Origin of the sequence: Nocardia sp. NPDC023733, from assembly GCF_040639775.1 — a bacterium.
Classification (GTDB): Bacteria; Actinomycetota; Actinomycetes; order Mycobacteriales; family Mycobacteriaceae; genus Nocardia; species Nocardia rosealba.
The window spans coordinates 544,071-567,422 of the sequence record NZ_JBFAAN010000001.1 but is presented as its reverse complement, the minus strand read 5'-3'; the positions used below and the strand labels follow the sequence as shown (position 1 = coordinate 567,422).

19 protein-coding genes and 4 tRNA genes are annotated in these 23,352 nt (G+C 68.6%); 9 read left to right on the top strand and 14 right to left on the bottom strand.

The genetic code is table 11. The annotated features are described in order from the left end of the window. Nucleotides 1-86: 86 nt before the first annotated feature. The 6 genes from AB0F86_RS02555 to AB0F86_RS02530 form a co-directional block, all read right to left on the bottom strand. Entirely contained in the window at nucleotides 87-734 is a 648-nt protein-coding gene (locus AB0F86_RS02555) for a (2Fe-2S)-binding protein (RefSeq protein ID WP_356984095.1), read from the bottom strand. After that, nucleotides 731-1,210 carry a TIGR02611 family protein gene (locus tag AB0F86_RS02550; RefSeq protein WP_084456439.1) on the bottom strand — a complete coding sequence of 160 codons (480 nt, stop codon included), beginning with the start codon at nucleotides 1,208-1,210 and terminating at the stop codon, nucleotides 731-733. The genes AB0F86_RS02555 and AB0F86_RS02550 overlap by 4 nt, the downstream gene beginning before the upstream one ends. Before the next feature lie 32 nt (nucleotides 1,211-1,242). Then, nucleotides 1,243-3,465 (bottom strand): SulP family inorganic anion transporter, encoded by a 2,223-nt coding sequence (locus AB0F86_RS02545; protein WP_356984093.1) that lies wholly within the window; start codon nucleotides 3,463-3,465, stop codon nucleotides 1,243-1,245. Nucleotides 3,466-3,954: 489 nt separating this feature from the next. After that, a complete protein-coding gene (locus AB0F86_RS02540) occupies nucleotides 3,955-5,163 on the bottom strand; it encodes a VWA-like domain-containing protein (protein ID WP_356984091.1) in 1,209 nt (402 codons plus the stop codon). Beyond that, the gene (locus AB0F86_RS02535; protein ID WP_356984394.1) at nucleotides 5,160-6,419 is read right to left on the bottom strand and encodes an AAA family ATPase; all 1,260 of its coding nucleotides are present in this window, start codon (nucleotides 6,417-6,419) and stop codon (nucleotides 5,160-5,162) included. The genes AB0F86_RS02540 and AB0F86_RS02535 overlap by 4 nt, the downstream gene beginning before the upstream one ends. Nucleotides 6,420-6,546: 127 nt before the next feature. Beyond that, nucleotides 6,547-8,019: a hypothetical protein gene (locus AB0F86_RS02530; protein WP_356984393.1), complete on the bottom strand. Its 1,473-nt coding sequence runs from the start codon at nucleotides 8,017-8,019 to the stop codon at nucleotides 6,547-6,549. Nucleotides 8,020-8,310: 291 nt separating this feature from the next. Here AB0F86_RS02530 and AB0F86_RS02525 point away from each other — a divergent pair, with 291 nt between their 5' ends. From AB0F86_RS02525 to AB0F86_RS02515, 3 genes are all read left to right on the top strand, one after another. Next, nucleotides 8,311-9,576 carry an FAD-dependent oxidoreductase gene (locus tag AB0F86_RS02525; RefSeq protein WP_356984089.1) on the top strand — a complete coding sequence of 422 codons (1,266 nt, stop codon included), beginning with the start codon at nucleotides 8,311-8,313 and terminating at the stop codon, nucleotides 9,574-9,576. 63 nt (nucleotides 9,577-9,639) lie between these two features. After that, entirely contained in the window at nucleotides 9,640-10,479 is an 840-nt protein-coding gene (locus tag AB0F86_RS02520; protein ID WP_356984087.1) for an alpha/beta fold hydrolase, read from the top strand. Continuing rightward, nucleotides 10,476-11,024: a TetR/AcrR family transcriptional regulator gene (locus AB0F86_RS02515; RefSeq protein ID WP_356984086.1), complete on the top strand. Its 549-nt coding sequence runs from the start codon at nucleotides 10,476-10,478 to the stop codon at nucleotides 11,022-11,024. Before AB0F86_RS02520 ends, AB0F86_RS02515 begins: the two co-directional genes overlap by 4 nt. 33 nt (nucleotides 11,025-11,057) lie before the next feature. Here AB0F86_RS02515 and AB0F86_RS02510 read toward each other — a convergent pair whose 3' ends face one another. Together AB0F86_RS02510 and AB0F86_RS02505 are read right to left on the bottom strand one after the other, a co-directional pair. Continuing rightward, nucleotides 11,058-11,846, bottom strand: coding sequence for an alpha/beta hydrolase (locus AB0F86_RS02510; RefSeq protein ID WP_225280552.1), 789 nt, complete (start codon nucleotides 11,844-11,846; stop codon nucleotides 11,058-11,060). Between the two features lie 80 nt (nucleotides 11,847-11,926). Beyond that, nucleotides 11,927-12,751: an alpha/beta hydrolase gene (locus AB0F86_RS02505; RefSeq protein WP_356984084.1), complete on the bottom strand. Its 825-nt coding sequence runs from the start codon at nucleotides 12,749-12,751 to the stop codon at nucleotides 11,927-11,929. A gap of 162 nt (nucleotides 12,752-12,913) precedes the next feature. On the opposite strand from AB0F86_RS02505, the gene AB0F86_RS02500 reads away from it, so the two are divergent. Together AB0F86_RS02500 and AB0F86_RS02495 are read left to right on the top strand one after the other, a co-directional pair. Next, on the top strand, nucleotides 12,914-15,652 hold the full coding sequence (locus tag AB0F86_RS02500) for an AAA family ATPase (protein WP_356984083.1): 2,739 nt from the start codon (nucleotides 12,914-12,916) through the stop codon (nucleotides 15,650-15,652). A 224-nt stretch (nucleotides 15,653-15,876) separates the two neighbouring features. Continuing rightward, nucleotides 15,877-17,250, top strand: coding sequence for a cutinase family protein (locus AB0F86_RS02495; RefSeq protein WP_356984081.1), 1,374 nt, complete (start codon nucleotides 15,877-15,879; stop codon nucleotides 17,248-17,250). Nucleotides 17,251-17,315: 65 nt separating this feature from the next. Here AB0F86_RS02495 and AB0F86_RS02490 read toward each other — a convergent pair whose 3' ends face one another. The 5 genes from AB0F86_RS02490 to AB0F86_RS02470 form a co-directional block, all read right to left on the bottom strand. Beyond that, entirely contained in the window at nucleotides 17,316-17,528 is a 213-nt protein-coding gene (locus tag AB0F86_RS02490; protein ID WP_225280548.1) for a helix-turn-helix transcriptional regulator, read from the bottom strand. Between the two features lie 198 nt (nucleotides 17,529-17,726). Then, on the bottom strand, nucleotides 17,727-18,701 hold the full coding sequence (locus tag AB0F86_RS02485) for a helix-turn-helix domain-containing protein (RefSeq protein WP_225280547.1): 975 nt from the start codon (nucleotides 18,699-18,701) through the stop codon (nucleotides 17,727-17,729). Between the two features lie 175 nt (nucleotides 18,702-18,876). After that, the gene (locus AB0F86_RS02480; protein WP_225280546.1) at nucleotides 18,877-19,509 is read right to left on the bottom strand and encodes a GNAT family protein; all 633 of its coding nucleotides are present in this window, start codon (nucleotides 19,507-19,509) and stop codon (nucleotides 18,877-18,879) included. Continuing rightward, the gene (locus AB0F86_RS02475) at nucleotides 19,506-20,684 is read right to left on the bottom strand and encodes a ThiF family adenylyltransferase (protein ID WP_356984079.1); all 1,179 of its coding nucleotides are present in this window, start codon (nucleotides 20,682-20,684) and stop codon (nucleotides 19,506-19,508) included. The genes AB0F86_RS02480 and AB0F86_RS02475 overlap by 4 nt, the downstream gene beginning before the upstream one ends. Nucleotides 20,685-21,040: 356 nt before the next feature. Continuing rightward, nucleotides 21,041-21,625: an NAD(P)H-dependent oxidoreductase gene (locus AB0F86_RS02470; RefSeq protein WP_356984077.1), complete on the bottom strand. Its 585-nt coding sequence runs from the start codon at nucleotides 21,623-21,625 to the stop codon at nucleotides 21,041-21,043. Nucleotides 21,626-21,700: 75 nt separating this feature from the next. Between AB0F86_RS02470 and AB0F86_RS02465 the strand changes: the two genes are divergently transcribed. Further along, nucleotides 21,701-22,621 carry a LysR family transcriptional regulator gene (locus AB0F86_RS02465; RefSeq protein ID WP_356984075.1) on the top strand — a complete coding sequence of 307 codons (921 nt, stop codon included), beginning with the start codon at nucleotides 21,701-21,703 and terminating at the stop codon, nucleotides 22,619-22,621. Nucleotides 22,622-22,689: 68 nt separating this feature from the next. Here AB0F86_RS02465 and AB0F86_RS02460 read toward each other — a convergent pair. Further along, nucleotides 22,690-22,761, bottom strand: a tRNA-Val gene (locus AB0F86_RS02460). A gap of 319 nt (nucleotides 22,762-23,080) precedes the next feature. Between AB0F86_RS02460 and AB0F86_RS02455 the strand changes: the two genes are divergently transcribed. The 3 genes from AB0F86_RS02455 to AB0F86_RS02445 all read left to right on the top strand — a co-directional run bounded on the left by AB0F86_RS02455 (nucleotide 23,081) and on the right by AB0F86_RS02445 (nucleotide 23,344). After that, nucleotides 23,081-23,152 (top strand) — tRNA-Gly (locus AB0F86_RS02455). A gap of 45 nt (nucleotides 23,153-23,197) precedes the next feature. After that, nucleotides 23,198-23,268: transfer RNA gene (locus AB0F86_RS02450), tRNA-Cys, on the top strand. A gap of 1 nt (nucleotide 23,269) precedes the next feature. After that, nucleotides 23,270-23,344, top strand: a tRNA-Val gene (locus tag AB0F86_RS02445). Nucleotides 23,345-23,352 lie beyond the last annotated feature (8 nt).

Below are 23,352 nucleotides of genomic sequence, written 5' to 3'. Positions count from 1 at the left end.
CGCGTTCTGTGGGGCGGACCCCACAGCGGTGCGGGCCATCCCCGCACCGCGCCCAACTCTACTGGGGGTGGGATGGATCCCGGGGATCAGGCTTGCGACAGCAAGGCCGTGCGCTCGGCGGGTGGGCGTTTGGGGCAACTGGTGCACATCGTGCAGGTGGGGACCTCGTAGACCAGGCAGCACGAGATCCGCTTGACGAAAGTGCGGTCGGCGAGGCTGACGAAGCGTGGGGCGGGTAGCCGGGAACCGACCTCGGCGGCGAGCTGTTCGCCCGCGGCCCGGGCGCCCGCGTCGAGGGCCCGGTTGCCGATGGCGTCGGTGACGATCGCCCACAGGGCGGGCACCGCCGCCCCGGAAACCGCCGCTACCTGCGGGATCACGACTGCCAGCGTCTCGCGCAAGGCGGCACCGACAACGGTGTCGCCGGGGGACGGCCGTTGCACAGCCTCGCGGGCGGCACCCGACGTGAGGGGTGCGAAGGCGCGGAACCGCACGCGCTCCACTCCCCCGTCCGGGCGGATCTCGCACTCGAATTCGTCGAGGGCGGCCAGCGGGGCGGGATAGCCCTTCGCGTAGGCGGAGGTGATGGGCTCGACCAGGGCCGAGGCGACCATGCACCACCACAGGGTGCCGCCGACGCGCCGGGTCTCGGTGCCCCACGAGCGGCTCATCTCGGTGATCCTGGCCGATAGCCAGGCGGGATCGGTGAGGGCGCGGCCGGGGGCCGTGCTCACGACATCAGGGGACTGCGCAACCATGGCCAATCGACTCCGATCCACCCGCCGACCATCGAATATGTGCCGAGCAGCCACAACGTCACGACGACGAGGGCGAAGGTAGCGACCGCGCCCAGTGTCTTGATCACCCAGCCGCGTGAGGTGTACCAGTCCATGACGATCCGGTACTTGCCACGCACCCAGGTGAGGGTGTGGTGCGCCCACATGAACTCGGTGGCCAGGATGCCGAAGCCCGCGAACACGAGCGCCCAGCCGGGTCCCGGGTACGGGATCGTGATGATCCCGACGATCAGCACCAACCCACCGATCACGCCGACGGCGACGCGGTAGCCGGCGTTCAGGATAGGGCGGGCGGCAATGCCTTCCCGGAAGGCGCGCCCGCGATCCTTGATCGCGTCCCATCGTCCGGGCGAGCCGGAGGCGGTGGCCACGGTGTCGGATTCGGCGCGGTCGGCGGTCGGCTCGCTGGTCATTGTGTCAGCCTAACGAGCCGACCGCCGGCCGGTCACAGTCCGACGCCGATGTCACCGTCGATGGTTCGGACGCCGTCGGCGGTCACCTCGAGCACCCGGGCACCGGCGATGTCGAAGAACAGCCCCGACACGACCAGCCCACGCTCCTCGACGGCACGCCGCACCGCGGGATGACGATGCAGCGTTTCGATCTGTACGGCCACGTTCACCATGCTGAGCTGGTCGATCTCGTCGAAGCCCGCTGCCCTGGCCGCCCGGACCACCGGGTGACCGGCGCGGAACCGCTCCAGGCTGGCCTCGGCGTGCGCGAGCCAGGAACTGAGCCCGCCCTCGGCGTCGGCGCCGGTGTAGACCGCCTTCATCGCCCCGCAGGCGGAGTGCCCGCATACCACCACCGAGCGCACCGCGAGTTCGTCCAGCGCGAACGCCAGTGCCGCCTCGACGGAGTGGTCGCCGGTGATCGGCACCAGATTGCCCACATTGCGCACGGTGAACAGGTCACCGGGACCGCTGGAGGTGATCACGTTGGGCACGATCCGTGAATCGGCGCAGGTGAGGAAGAACGAGTCGGGGTCCTGCCGGTCGCGCAATCCGTCCAGGTGCGGCCGCACCACGTGGGCGTGGCTGCGATGGAAGGCCGACACACCGGCCCGCAGTGCGTCCCCGCCGGAGGCGCGGTGGCGCCACGGTCCGAGGAACTCGTCCCACACCTGCCGCCCGAAGCCACGGGCGGGCGGCGCCGCGCCGGCACCGGCCATCCGCGCGCTGCCGATCTCCACGAAATCGACACGGCCACCCGAACTTTCCAGCTGACGCTGCCAATCCTCGATGGCCTCGAAGGCGGCGTGGTCGAGGAAGTCGACGGTCATCTCCACCGTCACCTCGGCACCGGCGGGCACCTTGGCCAGTTCCGAGGACAGCTTGGGCAGTGCGAGGAAGGTGCACGATCCGTCGATGCGGACCAGCCAGCGCGCCCCCACCGGCACCGCGCTCACCTGCACACGCACCACCCGCCACAGCAGCAGTGCGAAGGCGAGCCCGAGCCCGAGCAGCACGCCCTCCAGCAGGTTCAGGAACACGACGCCGAGCACCGTGACGAGGTAGATCAGCAGGTCACCGGTCCGTTTGGCGGACCGGATGTGGGCGATCTTCACCAGCTGAATGCCGATCACGATGAGCAGACCGGCCAGCGCCGCCATCGGGATCTGCTCCACCAACCCGACCAGCGCCACCGAGAACACCAGCACCCAGACGCCGTGCATGATCGCCGAGGCACGCGAGCGCGCGCCCGCGGCCACATTGGCCGAACTCCGCACGATCACACCGGTGATCGGCAGACCGCCGACCAGGCCCGAGAGCACGTTCGCCGAGCCCTGGCCGACGAGTTCACGGTCGAAATCGGTACGCGGACCGGTGTGCATCTTGTCGACGGCGACCGCCGAGAGCAGGCTCTCCACGCTGGCGATGAGCGCGATGGTGAGCACCATCATGGCCACGCCCGCCCAGTTATCCGAGGGCAGCTGCGGCAGTTGCAGGGCGTCGAAGATCGAGCCGTCGAGGACGATGCGGTCGATGTCGGTGAACATGAACGAGATCAGTGTGCCGACGACCACCGCGACGAGCGGGCCGGGCACCGCGCGCAATGCCGGTGGGACGTACTTCCAGCCGAGCATCACCGCGATCACCACGGCACCGACGACGGCGCCGCCGCCGTGCACCGACAGCAGCTGACCGGGCAGTTCGACGAGATTGCGCCATGCGCTGCTGTGCGAGGAACCGCCGAGCAGCACGTGGATCTGCTGCAGCGCGATGGTGATGCCGATACCCGCGAGCATCGCGTGCACCACCACGGGCGCCACGGCGAGGGCGGCGCGCGCGATGCGGCTCAGCCCGAACAGGATCTGCAGCACACCGGCGGCAGCGACGATGAAACAGGTTGTCCGCCAGCCGAACTGGGTAATCGATTCGGCAACGACGACGGTGAGTCCGGCGGCGGGACCACTGACCTGCAGGACCGAACCGCCGAGCGAACCGGCGACGATACCGCCGATCACGGCGGCAACGAGTCCGGCGGCGACCGGTGCGCCGGAGGCGACCGCGATGCCGAGCGACAACGGCAACGCGACCAGGAAGACGACAATGGAGGCGGGCAGATCATGACGCAAAATGTTCTGCAACCGCGGTGCGCGGGACGGGTTTTCGGGGAGCGGCGCGACCTCGGGCTCGGGCGGAGCGAGATCTTGATCTACGGACATGTCTCTCCTTCGCGCAGGGAACCCCGGTGCGACGGCGAACCGGGAAGGAATGGCATCGGTGATCAATCTATTGGTAAAGATTTGGCAAAACCAGTGTGCCGCAACAACAGTGGGAGTGGCCATAAACTCGCGGCCATCGTGTTGTGGCCCACAGCAATTCGCTATCGGTGAGCCAGGACACACCACCCCGCCACCGTGACGCGCCGAACGGCCGTAACAGTGTGCGGCAGCGCAGAATTCACAACGCCCGAACCATTGACGGTAGCCATCATTCTCCTTCGCCGGAGCGGTGAGGCATCCGGTTCATCGGTCGAACATGCACTGGCAACAGACACTGAGCTGCGAGAAGAGCCCTCGGAAACGGGCCGGGATCAATAGTAAAGACTTACCCAAGCTCGCGAAAAGGTTCTGACCCGAATTGCTACGCAACTGTGATGTGTGCCACAGATAACGCGGGTGCTGCACGTGCGGCCGTACCGGGCGGTGACCTCAGCCGATCTCGACCACTCTGGCCCAAGCCGGCGGTCGGTCGGGGGCGTAGTACGGATCGTTCTCCGACACAGTGCGTTCCCGGCGGAACAGGCCGACGACGGTTCGGCAGGACGGGCGCACCGACGGCCACGGTGTCTGGCCGTCGGTCAGTGCGACGAGGACATCCGGTCGGGTACGCAGAGCCCGGGTGAAACCGGTCCGCAGGTCGGTGCCGCCACCTCCGATCAGGGTGATTCCCTCGGCGCGGCACACCGGGTCGGCGATGCGGGCCGCCGCGTCGCACGACCACACGGTGAGCAGGTCGTGGCGGCCGCCGAGGGTGCGGGTGATCGCGGCGACTTCCAGTAGGGCACTGCCCAATTCGTCGTCGCTGACCGACCCCGACGTATCGATGATCACCCCCACGCGTGGCGGTGTCCGGCGCAGACTCGGCAGCACCACCCCGGGCAGGCTCGCCGCGCGCCTGGCCGGTCGCCCGTACCGGTAGTCGGCACCCGCGCCCGCCGCGGTCGCCGCCGAGCGCAGGGCCGCGCCGAGCAGATCGCGCCAGGGTTGCGGTGGGTGCAGCGCGTCCTTCGCCCAGCGCCGCCAGCCCGCGGGTGCGTCACCTGGTCGGCCGATGATGGCCTGGGCGACGCGGAAGCGCACCGCGTCGCGTTCCTGGGTGTCGAGCCCGGCGGCGCCGTCGGGGCCGAGATCCCAGGGGCGGTCCGCTCCGTCGGCACCGCTGCCGCAGTCGAGCCAGGCCATGTCCTCGGTCAGGCGGCCGAGGCGGAACTGCCGCAGGTATTCCTCCATCAGTTCGCCTTCGGCCAACCCCAACCGTGCGGGTGTGACCGCGCCTTCGGGAACGACGAGGCCGTCACCGAAGGCGTCGTCGTTTATCTCGGCGTCGGCGGCGATATTGCGGCGCAGTTGCTCGGCCGGTCCGTCCAGACCGTGTACTCGGGCGAAGCGCTCGCCGCGGTCGTGGTGTTCGCGCAGCAGGTGCGAGACCTCGTGGACCAGCACCGAGGCCAGTTCCTCGACCGGTGTGCGGTCGACGAAACCCGGTGCGACATAACACCGCCAGTACCGGTCGACGCCCATCGTCGGCACCTGCCGTGATTCCACGAAGTGCAGGGCGAACAGGGCGGTGGCCAGGTAGGGCCGGGCCCGGACCGCATGCAGGCGGGCGGCGTAGAGCTTGTCGATGTCCGAACTCATCGGCTCACCTTCGCCGCGACTCGGGCCGCCGCCCGGTCCGCGCGTTGCGAGATCGACACCACGCCCGCGAGTTCCTCGATCGCGGCGGGCACCACCCAGTCGTCGCGGCGCAGGGTGGCCAAGGTGGTGGCGGGCACGACGACCAGGTCCGGGGCGCCCGTCCGGCCGGCCCGCACCAGCAGTGCCCACGCCGCGTCCCATCGCACCCGGTTCGGGTGGTTGCGGACGGCGGCGACGACCCCGTCCAGGACCACCTGGCGCAGATCGCCACGCTCGGGCAGGTCGGCGGCCGCCGGGTCGGCGAGCAGGGTTTCCGGGTCGGGCAGGTCCATCCGGTCCATGCTGGTGAGCAGTTCGAATCCGGGTCCGTCACCGACGGTGCCGCGGATCAGCTGTGCGAGGACCTCGCGGTCGGCGCCCGCTGCGGTGGCGAAGGCGATCAACCGCATCGTCATCTCCCAGCTGCGCGGTGAGGCCCACGCCCCGCCCCGCCGTGTTTCGGTCGTCGGCAGCTGATGTGCGAGCGCGGGGCGTGCGGTGAGGAGCGCACACACCGATCGGCGCGCGAAAGCGACTGCCTCCGATAGCTTTTCGGCGTCCAGTCGCGGCAGCGTCGCCTTCGGCCAGGTGCCGCCGAGACCGCGTACGACCACCTCCGGGTCGTGGGTCCAGTGCAGATGTACGAAACGGTTGGCCAGTGGCGGGCTGAGTTCCCAGCCGTCGGCGGCGGACGACCGGGGGTTCGCCGCCGCGACGATGCGCACTCCTGGGGGCAGCCGCAACGCACCGACCTGCCGTTCGAGCACCAACCGCAGCAGCGCCGCCTGCACGGCCGGTGGGGCGGTGGACAATTCGTCGAGGAACAGCAGCCCGCGTCCGGCTTGCGCGAGCTGCACCGCCCAGTCCGGCGGCGCCATGGGGACACCGTCGACGGCCGGGGCGGCGCCGGGAATCGGCAGACCTGAGAAGTCCGACGGCTCGTGCACACTCGCGATGACGGTGGTGAGTGGCAGGTCGAGGGATTCGGCGAGCTGGGTGAGCGCGGCGGTCTTGCCGATCCCGGGTTCACCCCACAGCAGTACCGGCAGATCGGCGGCGACGGCCAGGGTGAGCGCCTCGAGTTGGGGGTTGCGGCGTGGTTCGGTGGTGGTGCGGGCGAGCAGGTTCAGGAGTTCGTCGGCGACATCGAGTTGTGCAGTGTGCGGTCGGGGTGCGGTCGATCCACCTCGGTGGGCGGATGATGCCGGATCGGACATCGGGTTCGCGGCGTACTGCGTGGACAGATCGGAAAAGTGCACAGTCATGAATCACCTCGGGGGTCTGCGAGATCGGGTGCCTGGTGAGCTCGCCACGCGCCGGTGAATCCGGCGTGCGGCGGCAGGGTCAGGAAAGGACGTGGCGGTTGTCGTGGCGGGCCAGGCGCTGGAGGAGCTTGCGGTCGCGTCCGTGGCGCAGCCCGGCCCGCTGCAGGCGGTCGGCGAGGGTGCGCGGGGCGTCCTTGCCGAGACCCGCGTAGATCTCGGATCGGTACAGGCCGTAGGTGATCCGGCGGCGTGCCGCCCGGTCGATGGCGTCGCGCAGCGGTCCGTCCCGCAGCACGGCACCCGCGCCGAGCAGGTCCTCTACGACGGTCAGGGCTCCGGCGGTGTCACCGTGGTCGAGACGTTCACGGACACCGTCGATCCAGTCGGGTCGGCGATGCGCCGCATCGATCACGCGCAGGCACGGCAGGGCGACACCGGTCAACGCCACCAGGAGTTCCTCCCGCTCGACCTCGGCCGGGTCGTGGTCGAGCGCGCTGAGCGCCCCGTTCACCAAGCCGATCCGATGCGTCTCACCTCGGCATTCGACGAGGTGTGTTCGTGGTGGCGAGGTCCTCGTTCGGGTAGGGGATCGATCCGCCATCGGGACGAGCGCCTCGGCGACCAGCGGGTGGAGCCGGTCGGCTGTGATGGCGCCGGCGCGCAGGAGGTCCAGGTCGGGAAGTGTCCAGGTGGCGGCATCGGGCAGGATCGGCAAGGCCGTCAGTCGGCCGCGAGGGTGGTTCGTCACGATTCGCACCGCCGGACCCCACCCGGGCGCCGGTTCTCCCGATGCTGTCAGTGCGGGTTCCACCTCCAGCACCACATGCCGTCGAGCACCGAATCGGACCAGTACCCGCTGGGACGACGCTCGTGCCGCGCCCGCGGAAACCGGCTGCGCCGAAGCCTTCTCGGTGTGCGATGCCATCGGCGACTGCTCGGCGCGAAGCAGCCGGACTGCCTCGGCGGCCCACTGCTCGACCGCGCAATTCGTCGGCACGGTTTCGATTAGCCCACGATCGGCCGTCGAGTTCGCGCCGGCGACGAATCCCGCCGCGACACCCGGATCACCGGTCCCGCCCGGTGATGCCCCACACCGCATCCCCAGTTCCCCGGCTCGGCGGGCGTCCCAGAGGTGGCGGTGCAGGTCGAGTCGATAGCGCCGGTTCGGTCGCGGGTGCGGGTGCAGGCTCGGCGCGGTGTCGGAGCCGTCCCACATGGCGAGGCTGATGCGCTGACCGGCATCGGCCCACGCCGGTGCCGTGCGCACCACCAGGTGCACGAATCCGTCACGAGCACTGGATGTTTCGCTCGCATATCGGGCCAACGTCAGCGTCAGGCCCGGCCGCAGCAACCCGTCGGGTGCGACTCTCGGCAGGTGCCAGCGCAGCAGATCCGGGGCCAGATACCGCAGGTCGGTACGCACCCGAGCGGCGAGTTCACGGCCGTGTTTCCGGGCCAGCGCACGCAGATCGATATCGGCATCGACGTGCGCCGCAGCGCATGCCCCCACCCAATCACCGACACCGCGCCGAGCGGTGGCCGCATCGATCATCGTCGGTGGGACGGCGAACTCGCGCACACGTGACCAGAGGGCGAGGCGGGAATCGAGCGAACAGGAAGCCGGTTCCAGGACCGGCGAGGGGCTCAACGGCCCGGGCGGAGGACGCCCTTTCCACTTGTCGTCATCAGCCGAGTATGCACAATCGGCCGCCACTCGACAAGCCGCAGCGGCGATCTCATCTCTCGGCGACCGCCGTCATCTGCCGGGCGGGCACCACCCACGCCGACATGCTCGACGTCCTGCTTCCCCGGACGTCGCAGCGGCCAGGACTACCCTCGAAAAATGGCCTCTACCTCGCACGACGAGCACGGACCCACGGCGCTCACCGTCGTCGGCGACCTGTGGTCACCAGCGTGCGCGGCGGTCCGGACCTTCCTCAGCCGCAACGAAATCGCTTGCCGCTGGATACAACCCGCCGATCCGGAGGCGCGGCGAATACTGGCCGCCCACGGGTTCGGCGCCGAGGACACGCCCGTCTTGATCGACTCCACCGGGCGGGTACTGCGACCGACCGGCGAGGCACAGCTCGCGCGGTGGGTCGGACTACACACCGAACCCAGCTCGGGCAACTACGACTTGATGATCGTCGGCGGCGGTCCGGCAGGCATGGCGGCCGCTGTCTACGGCGCGTCGGAGGGGCTGCACACCGTCGCGCTCGAGCGGTGGGCCATCGGCGGGCAGGCTGGGCTGAGCTCCCGGATCGAGAACTATCTCGGTTTCCCCGACGGCATTTCCGGCGCCCAGCTCACCGATCGCGCACGGCGGCAGGCGGGCAAGTTCGGCGCCGAGCTGGTGATCAGTTCCTGCGCCGAGCAACTCGACGTCACTCCGAACGGCTTCACCGTGCGGTGCACGGGCGGCCTCGAGGTGTCGGCGAAATCGGTGATCATCGCGACCGGCGCCACCTTCCGCACCCTCGACGCACCCGGCATCGACCAGTTCGCCGGGCGCGGCGTGTACTACTTCTCGGCACTCACCGAGGCACCGCTGTGCGCGGGGTCCGTGGTGTACATCGTCGGTGGCGCGAACTCGGCTGGGCAGGCGGCGATCTACTTCGCCGAAGGTGCGGCCCGAGTGGTCATGCTGATTCGCGGCTCGTCGCTGACCGCCGAGATGTCGGCCTACCTCATCGAGCAGATCGAGGCGAACCCACGCATCGAGGTCCGCCTCGACACAGAAATCGCGGCCGCCGCGGGCAACACCCACCTCGAACGCCTCACCCTGCGCACCCGCAGCACCGGCGCACTGGAAGAAGTCCCCGCCACCTGGCTGTTCGCATTCATCGGCGCCGACCCCGCAACCACCTGGCTCGGCCCCGCTTTCGCCCGCGACGCCAAGGGCTACCTCCTCACCGGCCCCGACATCGCCACCGTCACCGGCGATTCCTCCCCGTGGCCCCTCTCCCGCGCACCCCTCCACCTGGAAACCACCGTCCCCGGCGTCTTCGCCGTAGGCGATGTCCGCGCCTTCACCGGACACCGGGTGGCCGCCGCTGTCGGCGAGGGTTCCATGGCCGTGATGCTCGTCCACAAATACCTGCACGACTGATATACCACTCTTGACCGACCGGTCGGTCATTCCTATTCTGGGGTCGAGCGATCGGAGGGGATCATGCGGGTATCCGTCGAGACCAGGTACGGCACGGTGGCCGCGCATCTGAGTGGGCGCGATCCGGGTGGGCGGACGGGATTGCTTCTCCTGCATGCCAATCCGGGGGATCATCGGGATTTCGACGCCGTCTTGCCGGCGTTGGGTGAGCAGTGGCCGGTAGCCGCGCTCGATTGGCCCGGGTTCGGTGATTCGACGGCGTCCAACCCTGCGGCTCTGCGGACGTCGGTGCTGCCGGTGATCGCGAGCCGCGTTCTCGAAGTGCTGCGGGCCGAGCACGGGTTCGGGTCGGTTGTCGTGCTCGGCAACAGTGTCGGCGGGTATGCCGCCGCGCGGCTGGCCGAACGCGAAACCGAGTACGTGCGCGCCGCTGTGCTCGTGCAACCGGCCGGGTTCGTGCCGCATGGTCTCGTCGTGCGGGCGATGTCGCGGTTCATGTCGGCGGACGGTGTCGCCGCGCGCACGGTGGGCCCCGCCGCCCGCCTCTACCTCGGGCCGCCCGGGCGCGGAGCCGTGCGTCCGGTCCTCGAACGCGCACGCCGAGTGCGCGACGACCCGCAGCGGCTGACGGTGTACCGCAGGCTCTGGGCGACCATCGACGACCCCGATCTCGACCTGGCCGCGAACGGACCGCTGCCGATCCAGGCGCCGGTTCAGGTGGTGTGGGGCCGCAACGATCCGATCAATCCGTGGGTGCTCAACCGGCGCGGTGTGGCAACAGCCCTGCCGCACGCCGAGGTCGCGGTCCTTCCCACCCGGCACGAACCCTTCTGCGAGGCGCCACAGCTGTTCCTCGATACGGTGACACCGTTTCTGCGTGCGCACAGCGAGGTGAATCGATGAGATCTCCGGAGCCAGGGCGTCGTGCCCTGCTCGACGCGGGCCGCGCTCTGCTCGGCAGCGAGAACCTGAGCAAGGTGTCGGTCAACGCCATCACGGCCGGAGCCGGCATGGCCAAAGGCAGCTTCTACCAGCACTGGCCAAGCCGCGAGGAGTACCTCCTGGCCCTGCACCGCGAGTTCCACGACACCCTCTTCGCCCGCGTCCGGGCCGCCATCGCCGACCTCCCGCCCGGCGCCGAACGCCTGCGCACCGGCATCGCTGTCTATCTGGACGGCTGTCTGGCCGACCCGGCCACCAAAGCCCTGCTGGTCCAGGCGCGTACCGATGCGGGCCTGGGCGGCGAAGTCGCCCACCGCAACGCCCTGGCCGCCGACATCGCCACCGAGGACCTGACCGCGATCGGCTGGCCCGACCCCCGCCCCGTCGCCGTCCTCCTCATCGCCGCGATCGCCGAAACCGCCCTTCTGGAACTCGACGCCACCGGCCCCCGCCCCGATCTGCGCGCGGCACTGCTCGGATTGGCCGAGCGCGACTGTGCCGCGTGAACGGTTCACGCGGCACAGTCAGCAGTCGAGAGGTCAGTTACCCGCGGACACGGCCTCGACGATGACCTTCGCTACCGCCGCGGGCTGAGAGACGGCGAGCGCGTGCGAGGCGCCCTGAATCTCGACTACCGCACGGGCGTTCGCACGCTCGGCCATGAATCGGTGCGCCGCGACCGGGATGTTGTAGTCGGCGTCCGGGAAAACGAACCAGGACGGCACGGACTTCCAACTCGGCGCACCGGACTTCCCGTTGAGCGCGCGGTCGTTGAGCGGCCGCTGGGTGGCGGCGTCGCGGGCGGCCTGGGCTGCGGGCACATCGGCCGCGAACTGGTGATGGAACTTGCCGGGCTGAATGTAGAGGTCGGTGCTGCCGTCGGGCAGCGCCACCTTGTTCAGCGTTTCTCCGAGCGTGCTGCCGGGAAACCTGCCCGACAACTCCGCGATGGTCTCTCCTTCCTCCGGAGCGAACGCCGCGACGTAGACCAGCCCCTTGATCTTGGGATCGTGGACCTGGGAGATGACCTGGCCGCCGTAGGAGTGCCCGACCAGCACGACCGGCCCGTCGATCGAGGCCACCACACTGCGAACGGTGTCGGCGTCACCGGAAACGCTGCGTAGCGGGTTACCGGCGGCGATGCTGGTGAGCCCCTGCTGATCGAGCGTGTCGATCACGCCGTTCCAGCTGCTGGACTCGGCGAAGGCTCCATGGACGAGGACGACGGTCGGCTTGACGGGGGCAGGCTCCGCGGCGGCGCAACCGGCGCCGGCGAGGGTGAGGCCCAAGGCGACCGCGGTGAGTTTGGTGACGGTGGTGATACGCATAACGATTCCTCGAGGAGAGCAGTGCGGGACGAGCGGATGTTGTCTGCGAGCGAGTCGGTCGATGACGACGCCCGGATGGTTCAGTGCGCGAGGAAGGCGAGCAGGTCGGCTTCGAACGCGGTGCGGAATTCGCCGTAAAGCCCGTGCGGCGCACCCGGATACACGCGCAGCGTCGCGTTCTTGATCAGCTCGGCCGATCGCATCGCCGAGGCGTGCAGCGCGACGATCTGGTCGTCGTCGCCATGTGCCACCAGCACCGGCACGTCGATCCCCCGCAGATCGTCGGTGAAATCGGTCTCGGAGAACTGGGCGACGCACTCGTAGGCGGCGCGCACTCCCACCTGCATGCCGAGCCGCCAGAACGCATGGCGGGCACCGTCGGAACCGATCGCGTGGGGCCGATCGAACCCGTAGAAGGTTTCGCTCAGATCCCAGTAGAACTGCGAACGATCGGCGGCGACGGCGGCACGGATGCCGTCGAAGACCTCCCTGTCGGTACCGTCGGGGTTCGTTTCGGACTTGATCATCACCGGGGGCACGGCGCCGAGCAGCACCGCCTTGGCAACCCGGCCGCTACCGTGACGTCCCAGGTAGCGCACGACTTCGCCGCCACCGGTGGAATGGCCGACCAGCACCGCGTCGCGCAGGTCGAGATGCTCCATCAGCTCGCCCAGATCGTCGGCGTAACGGTCCATGGTGTTGCCATCCCAGGTCTGACTCGATCGGCCGTGGCCGCGGCGGTCGTGGGCGATGGCACGGTAGCCGTGCTCGGCCACCAATCGGGCCTGGTCGTCCCAGGCGTCGGCGCTCAGTGGCCAACCGTGGCTGAAGACGACCGGACGGCCGGTTCCCCAGTCCTTGAAGAAGATCTCGGCGCCGTCGGAAGTGGTGAAGGTGTTCGTCATGCGAAGAAAATTACGAGCAGACCTACCGTGGGCGAATCAGTCGAACGACTGCACCGACGACTGAGTCCCGAGGCTCGTCGACGACTCAGTCGACCCCCGCATTACTGCATCTGCCTGCGACGTCGCATTGTGAAACCGTGCGGTTTCTGTCAGAATCTCGCGGTGATCGGTGAGATGTCCCAGTCGGTATTGATCGGCCGCGACCGGTACTCGGCGGTACTGGGAGATCTGCTGGATCGGGCTGTCGCCGGAAAGGGCTCGGCGCTGATCCTTCGCGGGCCCGCCGGTATCGGAAAGTCGGCGCTGCTGAACGTGATCCGGAAGGCGGCTACCGACCGGCATCTGACTGTCGTCGCCGCGGTCGGTGTCGAGAACGAAGCGGGGCTGCCGTTCGCGGCGTTGCACCAACTGCTGCGTCCCCTGCACGCGCAGATGGCCAAGCTTCCGGTTTCCCATCAACGCTCACTGCGCGCGGCGTTCGGCCTGGAAGACGGATCCCCCGACCTGTATGCCGTGGCGCTGGCCGCGCTGCAACTGGTCGGCGAGGCCGCCGCGGTTCATCCGACGGTCCTGATCCTCGACGACCTGCAGTGGCTCGACAGCTGCAGCGCCGATGTACTCAGCTTCCTCGCGCGCCGCATCGGCAGCGACGCGGTCCTCGTACTCGGTGCCGCCCGCACCGGGTCGGAGGATTCCGTCCGCCTGGCAGGGTTACCGGAGATCACGGTCGAACCGCTCGACGAACCGGCCGCCGCCGCTCTGCTCGAGGCGCAAGCGCCGACGCTGTCGAGCACCGTGCGCCTTCGGCTGCTCAGCCAAGCTGCCGGAAATCCGTTGGCACTCATCGAATTACCCCGTGCGATGCGTCGGACCACCGATCGGCTGACCGAGGATTTCCCGTTGACTGCCCGCCTCGAAGCCGCCTTCGCCACGCGGTCGGCCGAACTCAGCGAGCCTGCCCGGGTCCTGCTCGTCGTCCTGGCCGCCGATGTCGGCTGCGACGCGGGCAGGCTGTTGCGGGCGGCCACCGCTCTCGTCGGTGCCCCGGTCGGTCCGGCGCACCTGCAAGAAACCATCGACGCCGGCCTGGTCGAGCTGGCGGGTCCGCTCCTGCGCTTCCGGCATCCGCTGATGCGTTCGGCGACCTATGTCCGGGCACCGCTGACGCAGCGACTCGGCGCACACTCGATCCTGGCGGAGGTGCTCTCGGACTTCCCCGACAGACAGCTCTGGCATCGCGCCGCCGCCACCCTCGGTACCGACGACGCGATCGCCGCGCAGCTCGAAGACTATGCGCAGCGTTCGCGAGCTCGCGGCGCGATCATGGCCGCGGTCGCCGCCCTGGACCGTGCGGCGGAGATGGCCGAGCGCCCCGAGCGCACCACCGCCCTGCTCCTGCAGGCCGCGGAACTCGCGAGCGAAACCGGTGCTCGGCGCGAGGCCGTAGATCTGCTGGATCGGGCCGACCTCAGCGTTCTCGGGCCGATCGAACGGGGGCGCTTGGCAGCGGTCGAGGAAGTCGTCGCGTTCCAGCGCTACGGCGACTCCGACCGCCGCATTCGCGAGCTCGTCGGCATCGCCGCCGACGTGCACGCGGCGGGAAACACCGATCTGGCAGCGGGGATCCTGTGGTGTGCCGCCGCGCGCTGCTCGTCTCAGGACGCCGACGAGGTGTCACGTAAGAGCATTGCCGACGGATTGGATTCCCTCGGCCTGCCCGCACACGACCCCCGGGTCCTCGCGGTCGGCGCGCTCAGCATGCCGTGGGAGCGCGGCGCGGGGATCCTCGCGCACCTCGATCGGCTCGACCCCGATCGCAGCGATGCGGACGCCCTGCGTTTGCTCGGCTTCACCGCACTGTTCCTCGGCGATTTCCGCCGCGGCATGGCCTACATCGATGATGCCGCAGCGGTCAGCCGCAACCAGGGCCGGCTCGGGCTGCTCTCGGGCATTCTCGGCGCGGGGAACTGGACTCGTATCTGGCTCGGCGAATGGGACAGAGTTCGTGCCGAATCCGAGGAGGCCCGCACGTTCGCCGAGGAAAACGGCCAGGAGTTCTATGCCGCCACCGGGCGCGCCAATCTGGCCATGGTCGCCGCGTTGCGCGGTGAAACCGAACTGGCCACCGAGCATCTGCGCGCGGTCGGCGCCAGTCCGTTGTCCACCGGAATGCGGTGTATCCAGATCGTCGCGCAGCAGACCCGCGCGGTGCTGCTCCTGTTGGCCGGGCGAGCCGAGGACGCGTTCGTGGCGCTGATCCGGGTCTTCGATCCGAGCGATCCGGTGAGTCACCCCATGCAATGTTGGTGGGTGGCCCCAGAACTCGCCGACGCCGCCGTAGCCTCGGGAAACATCGATCTCGCGAGGGAGCTGCTGGCCGATCTGCCGCGGCTCACGCAGCGGGTACCCGCCTCGATGCTGCTTGTCGTCGACGAGTACTGCCGCGCCGTCCTCGCGGACGACGCCGATGCCGACACCGCCTACACCACCGCGCTCCACAGTCATGCGGGCACGTGGCCGCTGTACCGCGCCCGGCTGCAACTCCATCACGGCCGCCGATTGCGCCGGCTACGCCGCACCGCCGAAGCCCGTGAACCGCTGCGCGAGGCTCGCGATACCTTCGACGCCCTCGGCGCCGACCCGTGGTCACAAGCGGCCCGCACCGAACTCCGCGCCGCGGGCGAGGCCAGCGCCCGCCGCTCCCCTTCCGCCCGCGATCAACTCACTGCCCAGGAACTTCAGATCGCCACCTTGGCGGCCGAGGGACTCACCAACCGTCAGATCGCGGAACGGCTCTACCTGTCCCACCGCACGGTGGGCTCGCATCTCTACCGCGTCTATCCACGGCTGGGGATCACCAGCCGAGTCGAACTCGCCGCCGCACTCTCCACGATCGGCTGAGCCGCACAGCGAGATCGGTACGCGCTCGCTGTGCCGACGGTGCACGGCTCCACCTCTGACGAACGACACCAGTCGCACCGGGATCGATGTCGGAATTCCAATCTGAAATGAAACTGTGCCTGAAAGTGTCGACGTAACCGGCGGCGGGTGGTGAGAATTGGTCACGACGGGTCGGCGCGTTCGGCCGCGTCGCGAATATCCTTCGGCAACAGAGGAATTGGTCGATGAAGAGGTTGTCGAGATTCAGAGTGGTGGCGTTGGTCGTCGCGGTTGTCGCGGTCGGGACCGCGGTGGCCGGTGTCGCGCGGGCGGAAACGCCCGGCGCGCAGCCCTGTACCCCGTATACGGCGATTCTGGCGCCGGGGACCTGGGAGACCACGCCGGATGCCGATCCCGAGGTGCCCGTCGGGATGCTGCGGCCGCTCGGTGAGGGCCTGCGACAGCGGTTCGGGCGTGACATCACAGTGCTCTATGTCCCTTATGCCGCAAGCGCTTTCGATCTCGGCCTGAGCTACGCGGAGTCGCTGAGCACCCTGGAGTCTCGCTTGGATCGCATGCTGCGCGGCCTGTGCGACTCGACGAGGGTTGTCCTGGCCGGTTACAGCCAAGGTGCGGACGGCGTCGGTGATCTCGCGACGGAGATCGGGCACGGTGACGGTCCCATCGATGCCGATCGAGTGGTCGGTGTCGGGCTACTGGCCGATCCGCATCGCGATCCGGATACCACGCTCTCCCTGGGTGATCCGCAGCCCGGCTACGGCATCGCCGGGGCGCGGGACCGCGATTTCGGTGCGTTGACCGACCGGGTTCGCACTCTGTGCGCCGACGGCGATCTGTACTGCGCCCTCGATTCCGCCACCTCCCCGTTCCTCGCGGTGATCGGCCGCGTACTCAGTGGTGATCCCGGGCCGATCGCGAATCTCGTTCCCGCCACGGTTGATCCGAACAATCTGATCGCGCAAGCCGTCACGATGGGGGCAGGCTGGACCGCCACCGCGGCGAATCTGCCGACCATCACCGACAACCTGACTCGTCTTCCGGAGTTCATCACGGCGGGCGATATTCGCAGTGCGCGCCGAGCCGCGGATGCGGTGAACGCCGCCCTGGCACCCTTGGTCCAGGCCGCCGCGGGTGTGGACCGAGTTCTGGTCGCCGAGGTCGTCCGCGCGGCTGCCGCTGTCGACCCCACCGGACGGACGGCGGCAGTCGGTGTCATCGCCGACGCCCTCGCGCACATCGATCTCCTCGGCATCGCCGACAGAGCAGGCCGAACTCAAGAAACACTCTGGCGTGCGGTGGAATCCCTCGACCGCAACGACCACATCGGGGCCGCTGCCGAATTGGCGTCCTTGGTCGCCGACGGCGCCGACCTCACCGGCTCCGTATTCGGCCCGGTCGCCGCAGGCATCCGCGCCGACCTCCACGCGACCACCCGAACCCTGCTGAGCCTCACCGACCCTGCCACCACCGACGAACTCGTCCAACTGGCCCGCCAAGGTGTGGACATGGCCAACTTCTACGCATCCCGCGCCCACATCGACTACGACGACGACGTCCCGATCCTCCTGAGCTACCTGAGCTCACAGGTCGTTTCGTAACCTGCGGCGAACACCGACCGTTGCGCCGACCCGACCTGCCTCGAGCCGGCGCAACGGCGTTCAGATCAGCACGACACCGCGTCTCCGACAGACCTGTCGAGACGCACCCCCAGCACTCTCGACAACTCGCAGACATTGTCGGCGCTGGGTGTCACCACACCGCGTTCCCAGCGGCTGATCTGGTTTCCGTCCGCAATTCCGATCCAGTCGGCCAACTCCGCCTGGGTGAATCCGGAGGCCATCCTTGCCGCCCGAATCGCTTTGCCGATCGCCGACATGGTCTCCCCTCTCTCTCGATGCCCTCGGCACGGACCGCATCGGCGCGGGTGTCCATCGGCGAACACTCGAGCTCCTAATGCGGTCTCGCGCAGCCACATTCGAAAGGTATCGGGGAATCGGCCCGCGAAGGAGGCTGTGACTGCACGGCCACTGACTGTGCACGCACAAACGTACGTGCATTCGGGCGCCGAATCCGGCTATTTCGGAGGGTTGTCCGGATCGGTGGCGCTGCGGCGCCAGTCCCGTGGTGTCATGCCGAACGCTTCGCGGAATCGCCGGGCGAAATGCGCGGCGTCGCGGAAGCCGACGGCACCGGCCACCGCACCGATCGACCGGTGCGCGTAACCCCTGTCTACCAGCATGTCACGGGCCCGGACCAGGCGCTGCTCGATGATCCACTGCTCGAGGCTGATCCCGGCCTGGGCACACACCTTGTACAGGTGCCGCACGGAGATGTTGTTGGCGGCGGCGATCGCGGGGATCTTCAAGGTCGAATCGGACAGGTGTGTCCGCACATACCCGAGGATCTGCTCGATCAGCAGTTGCTCCGGGATGGCGGCACCGTCGCCCGGACCGCGACCGGCCGCCGAGATCAGCAGCGCCCGAACCATTTCCAGGCACGACTCGCCCACCGAGGCGGCCGCCGGATCGGTTTCGAGCTGGTCGGCGATCCGGACGAGATGCTGGATCTGTGCCGTGACCATGGGATACAGCGGCGATGCCGCCAGCTGCCCGTGCGCCGCGACGACCGTTTCCGGGGAGATGCCGAGGCGTTCTCTCGACAGCTGCAGGCACAGCGTTCCGCCGAGGCCGTGCCAGCCGGAGGCGAATGTGGTCGCCAGGTCGATCACTTCGCACGCGCCGGGTTCGATCAGCGTTTGCGCGCCGAATTGTTCGTGCCTGCGGACCTGCCCGTTCTGCACGGTGACCGTCAACGTGTCGCTCGGCGTCGTCCGCTCATGCCGCCTGGTGCGCCAGACCTGGTGACCGGATACCTCCGAGCGGGTGAGCGCGATCGGGCCGAGCATCCAGGCCTGGTGCCTGCTGACCACTTCGGCGGGCGAATCCCACATCCGCAGGTTCGCCCCGATATCGGCTTCCTGCAGGATGGCGGTGACCGCCTCCCGCCGGTCCGCCGGCGTGAAGTAGTCGGAATCGATCAGCACTGCCATCGGTGATCTCCACTTCGGATCCTCGCCGGCGGTGGAGACCCTCCCGTCGCCGGCCGCTGCGCGTATCGGGTGGTGGCAATTCGGGCAAAGGTGATTGCACGGGGGCCTGTAGTCGGCGATGCTATCGCGCCGAGGCGAGTCCGGAGCCCGATTCGGCAGGGTCGCGCAACGGATTTCAGCGCCCGGCGGCGGCGTGTTCCCTTGCCTCGGCGGGCCGCGATGCGAGGATTCGACGTTCGGCGGCCGTCGCCGTCGCAGCCCATTCCGGTCGCAACGCCGCATAGGTGCATACGTCACGCCACTGGCCCTGGGTGCGATACAGCTGCCGCAGCCGCGCCTCCGGTGTCAAGCCCACTCCCGCCATCACCGTGTCCATCACGGGATGATCGTGCCGATGCCCCGCCCAGACCCGGTGGATTCCGAGCGGCCCGAAGGCGAATGCCGCCATGAGCCGTCCCGCCTCGATTCCGCCCGCGCGCAGCGAGCCCTCCGGAACGACGACCAGACCGCCGATCATCGCGTTGCTGCCGAAATCCTCCACCAGCAGGCCGATGGTGCCGACCATGGTGTCGTCGTCCGGCGCGGTGATCGCCAAGGTGTACTTGCGCCGCGGAGTTTCGCCCCGACAGCGCAGGGCGGCGTCGAACGACGCGGCGGCCGCCTGGACGCCCAGGCTGTCGGTGCCCATGTATCGGGTCAGCTGTGGGTCGGTGAAGATCCGCTGGTAGACGTCGAGGTCGTCGGCACGCAGATCACGCAATCGCAGCCGCGCGCCGATCAGTTCCACGTTGCGCAGGTCGATGGTCATCGGACTTCCTCCATCGCCCGCACGAATTCCGGCGAGATCCCTTGGCCCAGCGCGGGTATGAGTTCGTCGAGGTCGATATAGGTTCGCCCCGACGGGATCAGCTCGCCGAGCAGGATGCGTCGAGCCGTGTCCGCGACCAAGGCGCCGCCGAGCATCACGCCGGAGGCGAGTTGTGGCCAGCTGGACAGGCTGCGGCCGATCTCACCGATGGCGTCGCGCATCGCCGGGCTCAGCCGAGGTTCGTCGACCACTGCGAGCAGCAACGACAGCAATTCGCCGCGATCCATCCGCGCGACATCGGACGAGGTGGACGCACCGATCCGGCCGTGGAACAGCGGGCGGTGGGGTTCGAGATCGAACCGTTCCACGTCGAGCAGTCCGCGATCGTTGGCGTCCATCAGGACCGGGATCCCTCGGCGCCGCGCGTATTCGCGAGCGGCGACTTTCGCCCACACCGTGTCGCATTCCTCGACCAGCAGATCCAGCGCAGCGGTGCCGTCGGCGCCGTCGAAGAACGGCCCGATCGATTCCTCGGTCAGCCCGGTGGTGAACAGCTCGATGTCGAGGTAGGGGTCGATCTCGAACATCTGGCGTGCCGCCAGTACGGCCTTGGAAACACCGAGATCGCTCACCCCGGCCCGCAGCCGGTTCAGGTTCGACAGCCCGAGGTTGTCGAAGTCGGCCAGCCGAAAGGACCCGCCCACTCCTTCCATGGCCAGCGTGACGGCCGCGCTGTTGCCCACCGACAGCCCGATTACACCGATCCGCCGCCCGCGCAGGCCATGCTGCTGTGCCCGGTCGATCTTGTCGCGGTTGCGATCGGTGCGCAGCCGCTGGAACTGCTCGCGTGGCAGCACATGCACCAGTCGGCCGTTCCACGGATAGAACACCCATGTCCCCCACCGCCACAGCGGCGTCTCGCCACTGATCCGGTGGCGCGCCGCCGCCAGCGAGTCCGCCGAGTGCGCGACAGCGGGGTCCTCGCTGCGGATCAGTTCGTCGAGCTGATCTTCGATCGTGTCGTGCACCGCGCCGACAGCACTCGATGCCGCCAACGCTTCCAGGTCGCGCAGTCCTTCCCGGCTCGACGCGTCGAGCAGCACGGGACGGAATTGCGATGTCGCAGCGCCGGGCGTGAGTACCGCCGGACGCGGGACCGAGCGATGCGGAACCATGTGCGCGCAGACCTCCGATTCTCATGAGGCCGAACGGATATCGATCGGCCCGGTCGATCAGGACGCGCAAAGGATACCTACAGCACACTTTCAGCAAACGCATCTCGGATCCCTCGGCATGGCGCGATCACGCCTCGGCCGAATTCGGGCATTCCGTACCGATCTCGCACGGGCTCCGCGTGACCGCATCGACGCCTGGTGAGGAGGGTGATCCGGCGTCCACCGGGTCCATTGATCGCTCCGCGCCGCCCTCGTTGCCTGTCGGCGCGGCCCTGCGGCCCCGATCACGCGCTCATTGGAAAACATAGCGGTCCAGAACGCGGAACAGCCGAATCCGGGCAACGCGGGATCACGGCTCAGCAGACAGCATCGAGATGGCTACCCACGGGTTCGTTACCGGCCGATGCGGTGGCCGAGGCCAGCCGGGCAGCCACTCCGACAGCGCGTCCGGCCTGATAACGGGCGGCGGCCAGTGCGAACTCCGTTGGTGGGTTGCCGAAGCCGGCGACGTGTCCGGCACCGTGGGGGTTGCCGGACCGCATCTGTTCGGCGACAGGCACCGGGGCGGTGAAGCCGGGCGGCACGATGATCCCGCCCCAGTGGGTGAAGATCGTCGTGAAGGAGGAGAGGGTGGTCTCCTGACCGCCGTGCGTGCTCGCACTGGAGACGAAGGCTCCGTACACCTTGTCGGCCAGTCGGCCGGTCCGCCAGAGGTCGCCGGTACGGTCGATGAAGGTCTTGAGTCCGGCGGCGATCGTGCCGTAATGGCTGGGTGTTCCGAACAGGACGACGTCGGCCCATTCCAGGTCGGTGTTGCCTGCCGCGTCGGCCGGGAGCAAGCGCACCTCGGCTCCTGCGCTGGTGGCACCTTCGGCGGCGGCTTCTGCCAGCCCCTTGATGCTCCCGGTGCGGCTGTAGTAGATCACTGCGACGTTGATCATCGGTACTCCCTTGTTCGAGCGACGGTCGTCACCGGTGGTGACGACCTCCTCGATGCTGCGGTGCGACCGGGCGGCGTGACCAATACCGACTGGGTCGGCGGCGATACCGCAGCGGTATCGACGGTGGCGGCAGCTGGTTACGATGCGCCGGTGGAGACCCGGGAGTTGCGCTACTTCGTCGCCGTCGCGGAGGAGTTGCACTTCGGGCGGGCGGCGCGGCGGCTCGCCATCGCGCAGCCCCCGCTGTCGCGGGCGATCCAGCAGCTCGAGCGGCGGCTCGGGACGGTGCTGCTGCGGCGCTCCGCCCGCGCGGTCGCGTTGACCGAGGCCGGGTCGGTGCTGCTGCGGGAGGCCAGGGTCGTGCTCGACGCGGTCGAAGCCGCCGAGCGCCGTACTCGCCGGGCCGCTGCAGAGCGCCCGGCTGTGGTGCTGGCCGCCAAGGCCGGTGCGTCGAGCGATCTGTTGTCGAGGCTGTTGGACGTGTACGCCGCCGAGGTCGGCGCGGTGCCTGTCGAGGTGATGCTGTGCGGGCCCGGCGAACCGGAAACCCTGTTGCGCAACGGGTCTGCCGATGTCGCGCTGCTGCATCGGCCGTACGACTCGACAGTTGGATTCGACACCGAGGATTTGCATACCGAGCCGCAGGTCCTTGTGGTGCCCGCGGGGCACCCGGTCGCCGGCCGATCTCAGCTTTCGATGGCGGAGGTCGGTGCATTATCGGATCTACCTTTGCCGCGCTGGCTCCGGCGCGATGGAAGTTTCCCGGACGGCCCCGGCCCTGAGGTTCGCAATTACAGCCAGCTGATCCAGCTGATCGCGCTCGGGCGGGCTTGCGCGGTCGTGCCCGAGTCGCTGCGGGCTCAGCTGAGCGATGCGTTCGCGATCGTTGCGGTGCCGGACGCCCCGCCCGTGACGACGGTCATCTGCTGGCCGCCGCACAGCAGATCCAAGGCTGTCGCCGACCTCGTCCGTATCGCGACGGGGCTGCCGTCGTAAGCGTGCCCACCCGCCGGAAACGAAAAAGCAGGCCCGCACTGAAAGAGTGCTGGCCTGCTTCTTTACTGTGGTCCTAGCTGGTTTCGAACCAGCGACCTTCCGCGTGTGAGGCGGACGCTCTCCCGCTGAGCTATAGGACCGGGATGGTTGCGAGGGGCTGTTTGTGCGGCCTCTCGAACGAGACGAAACATTAGCACGGGGTACCCGGGAGACACCAAATCGCCTTGTGAACGGGAAGTTCGGGCCCGGCAGACGGGAGGGTCCGCAACGTGCGGGCGCGGCGCGGTACCCGAAGTTCGGCCACCCGTCATCGCCGCGCCAACGGACAACACACGTGTAATTCACATTTATGCCGTTTAACCAGGCGATTTGTAGTCTTCGCCGCGCGTCGGCTAATGTTCTCATCGCACCACGGAGAGCAGCAAGGCCCCCGGGACGAGCTCCTCTGGAAGTGTGAATGCGGATGTAGCGCAGTGGTAGCGCATCACCTTGCCAAGGTGAGGGTCGCGGGTTCGAATCCCGTCATCCGCTCGAGAGGTAGGTTAGGCACTAGTAATATGCCATCCTCCTTTGCGCGGTGGAGTGGCCGAGTGGTGAGGCAACGGCCTGCAAAGCCGTGCACACGGGTTCGATTCCCGTCTCCACCTCGCGCGATTAGCTCAGCGGGAGAGCGCTTCCCTGACACGGAAGAGGTCACTGGTTCAATCCCAGTATCGCGCACCACAAGTCAG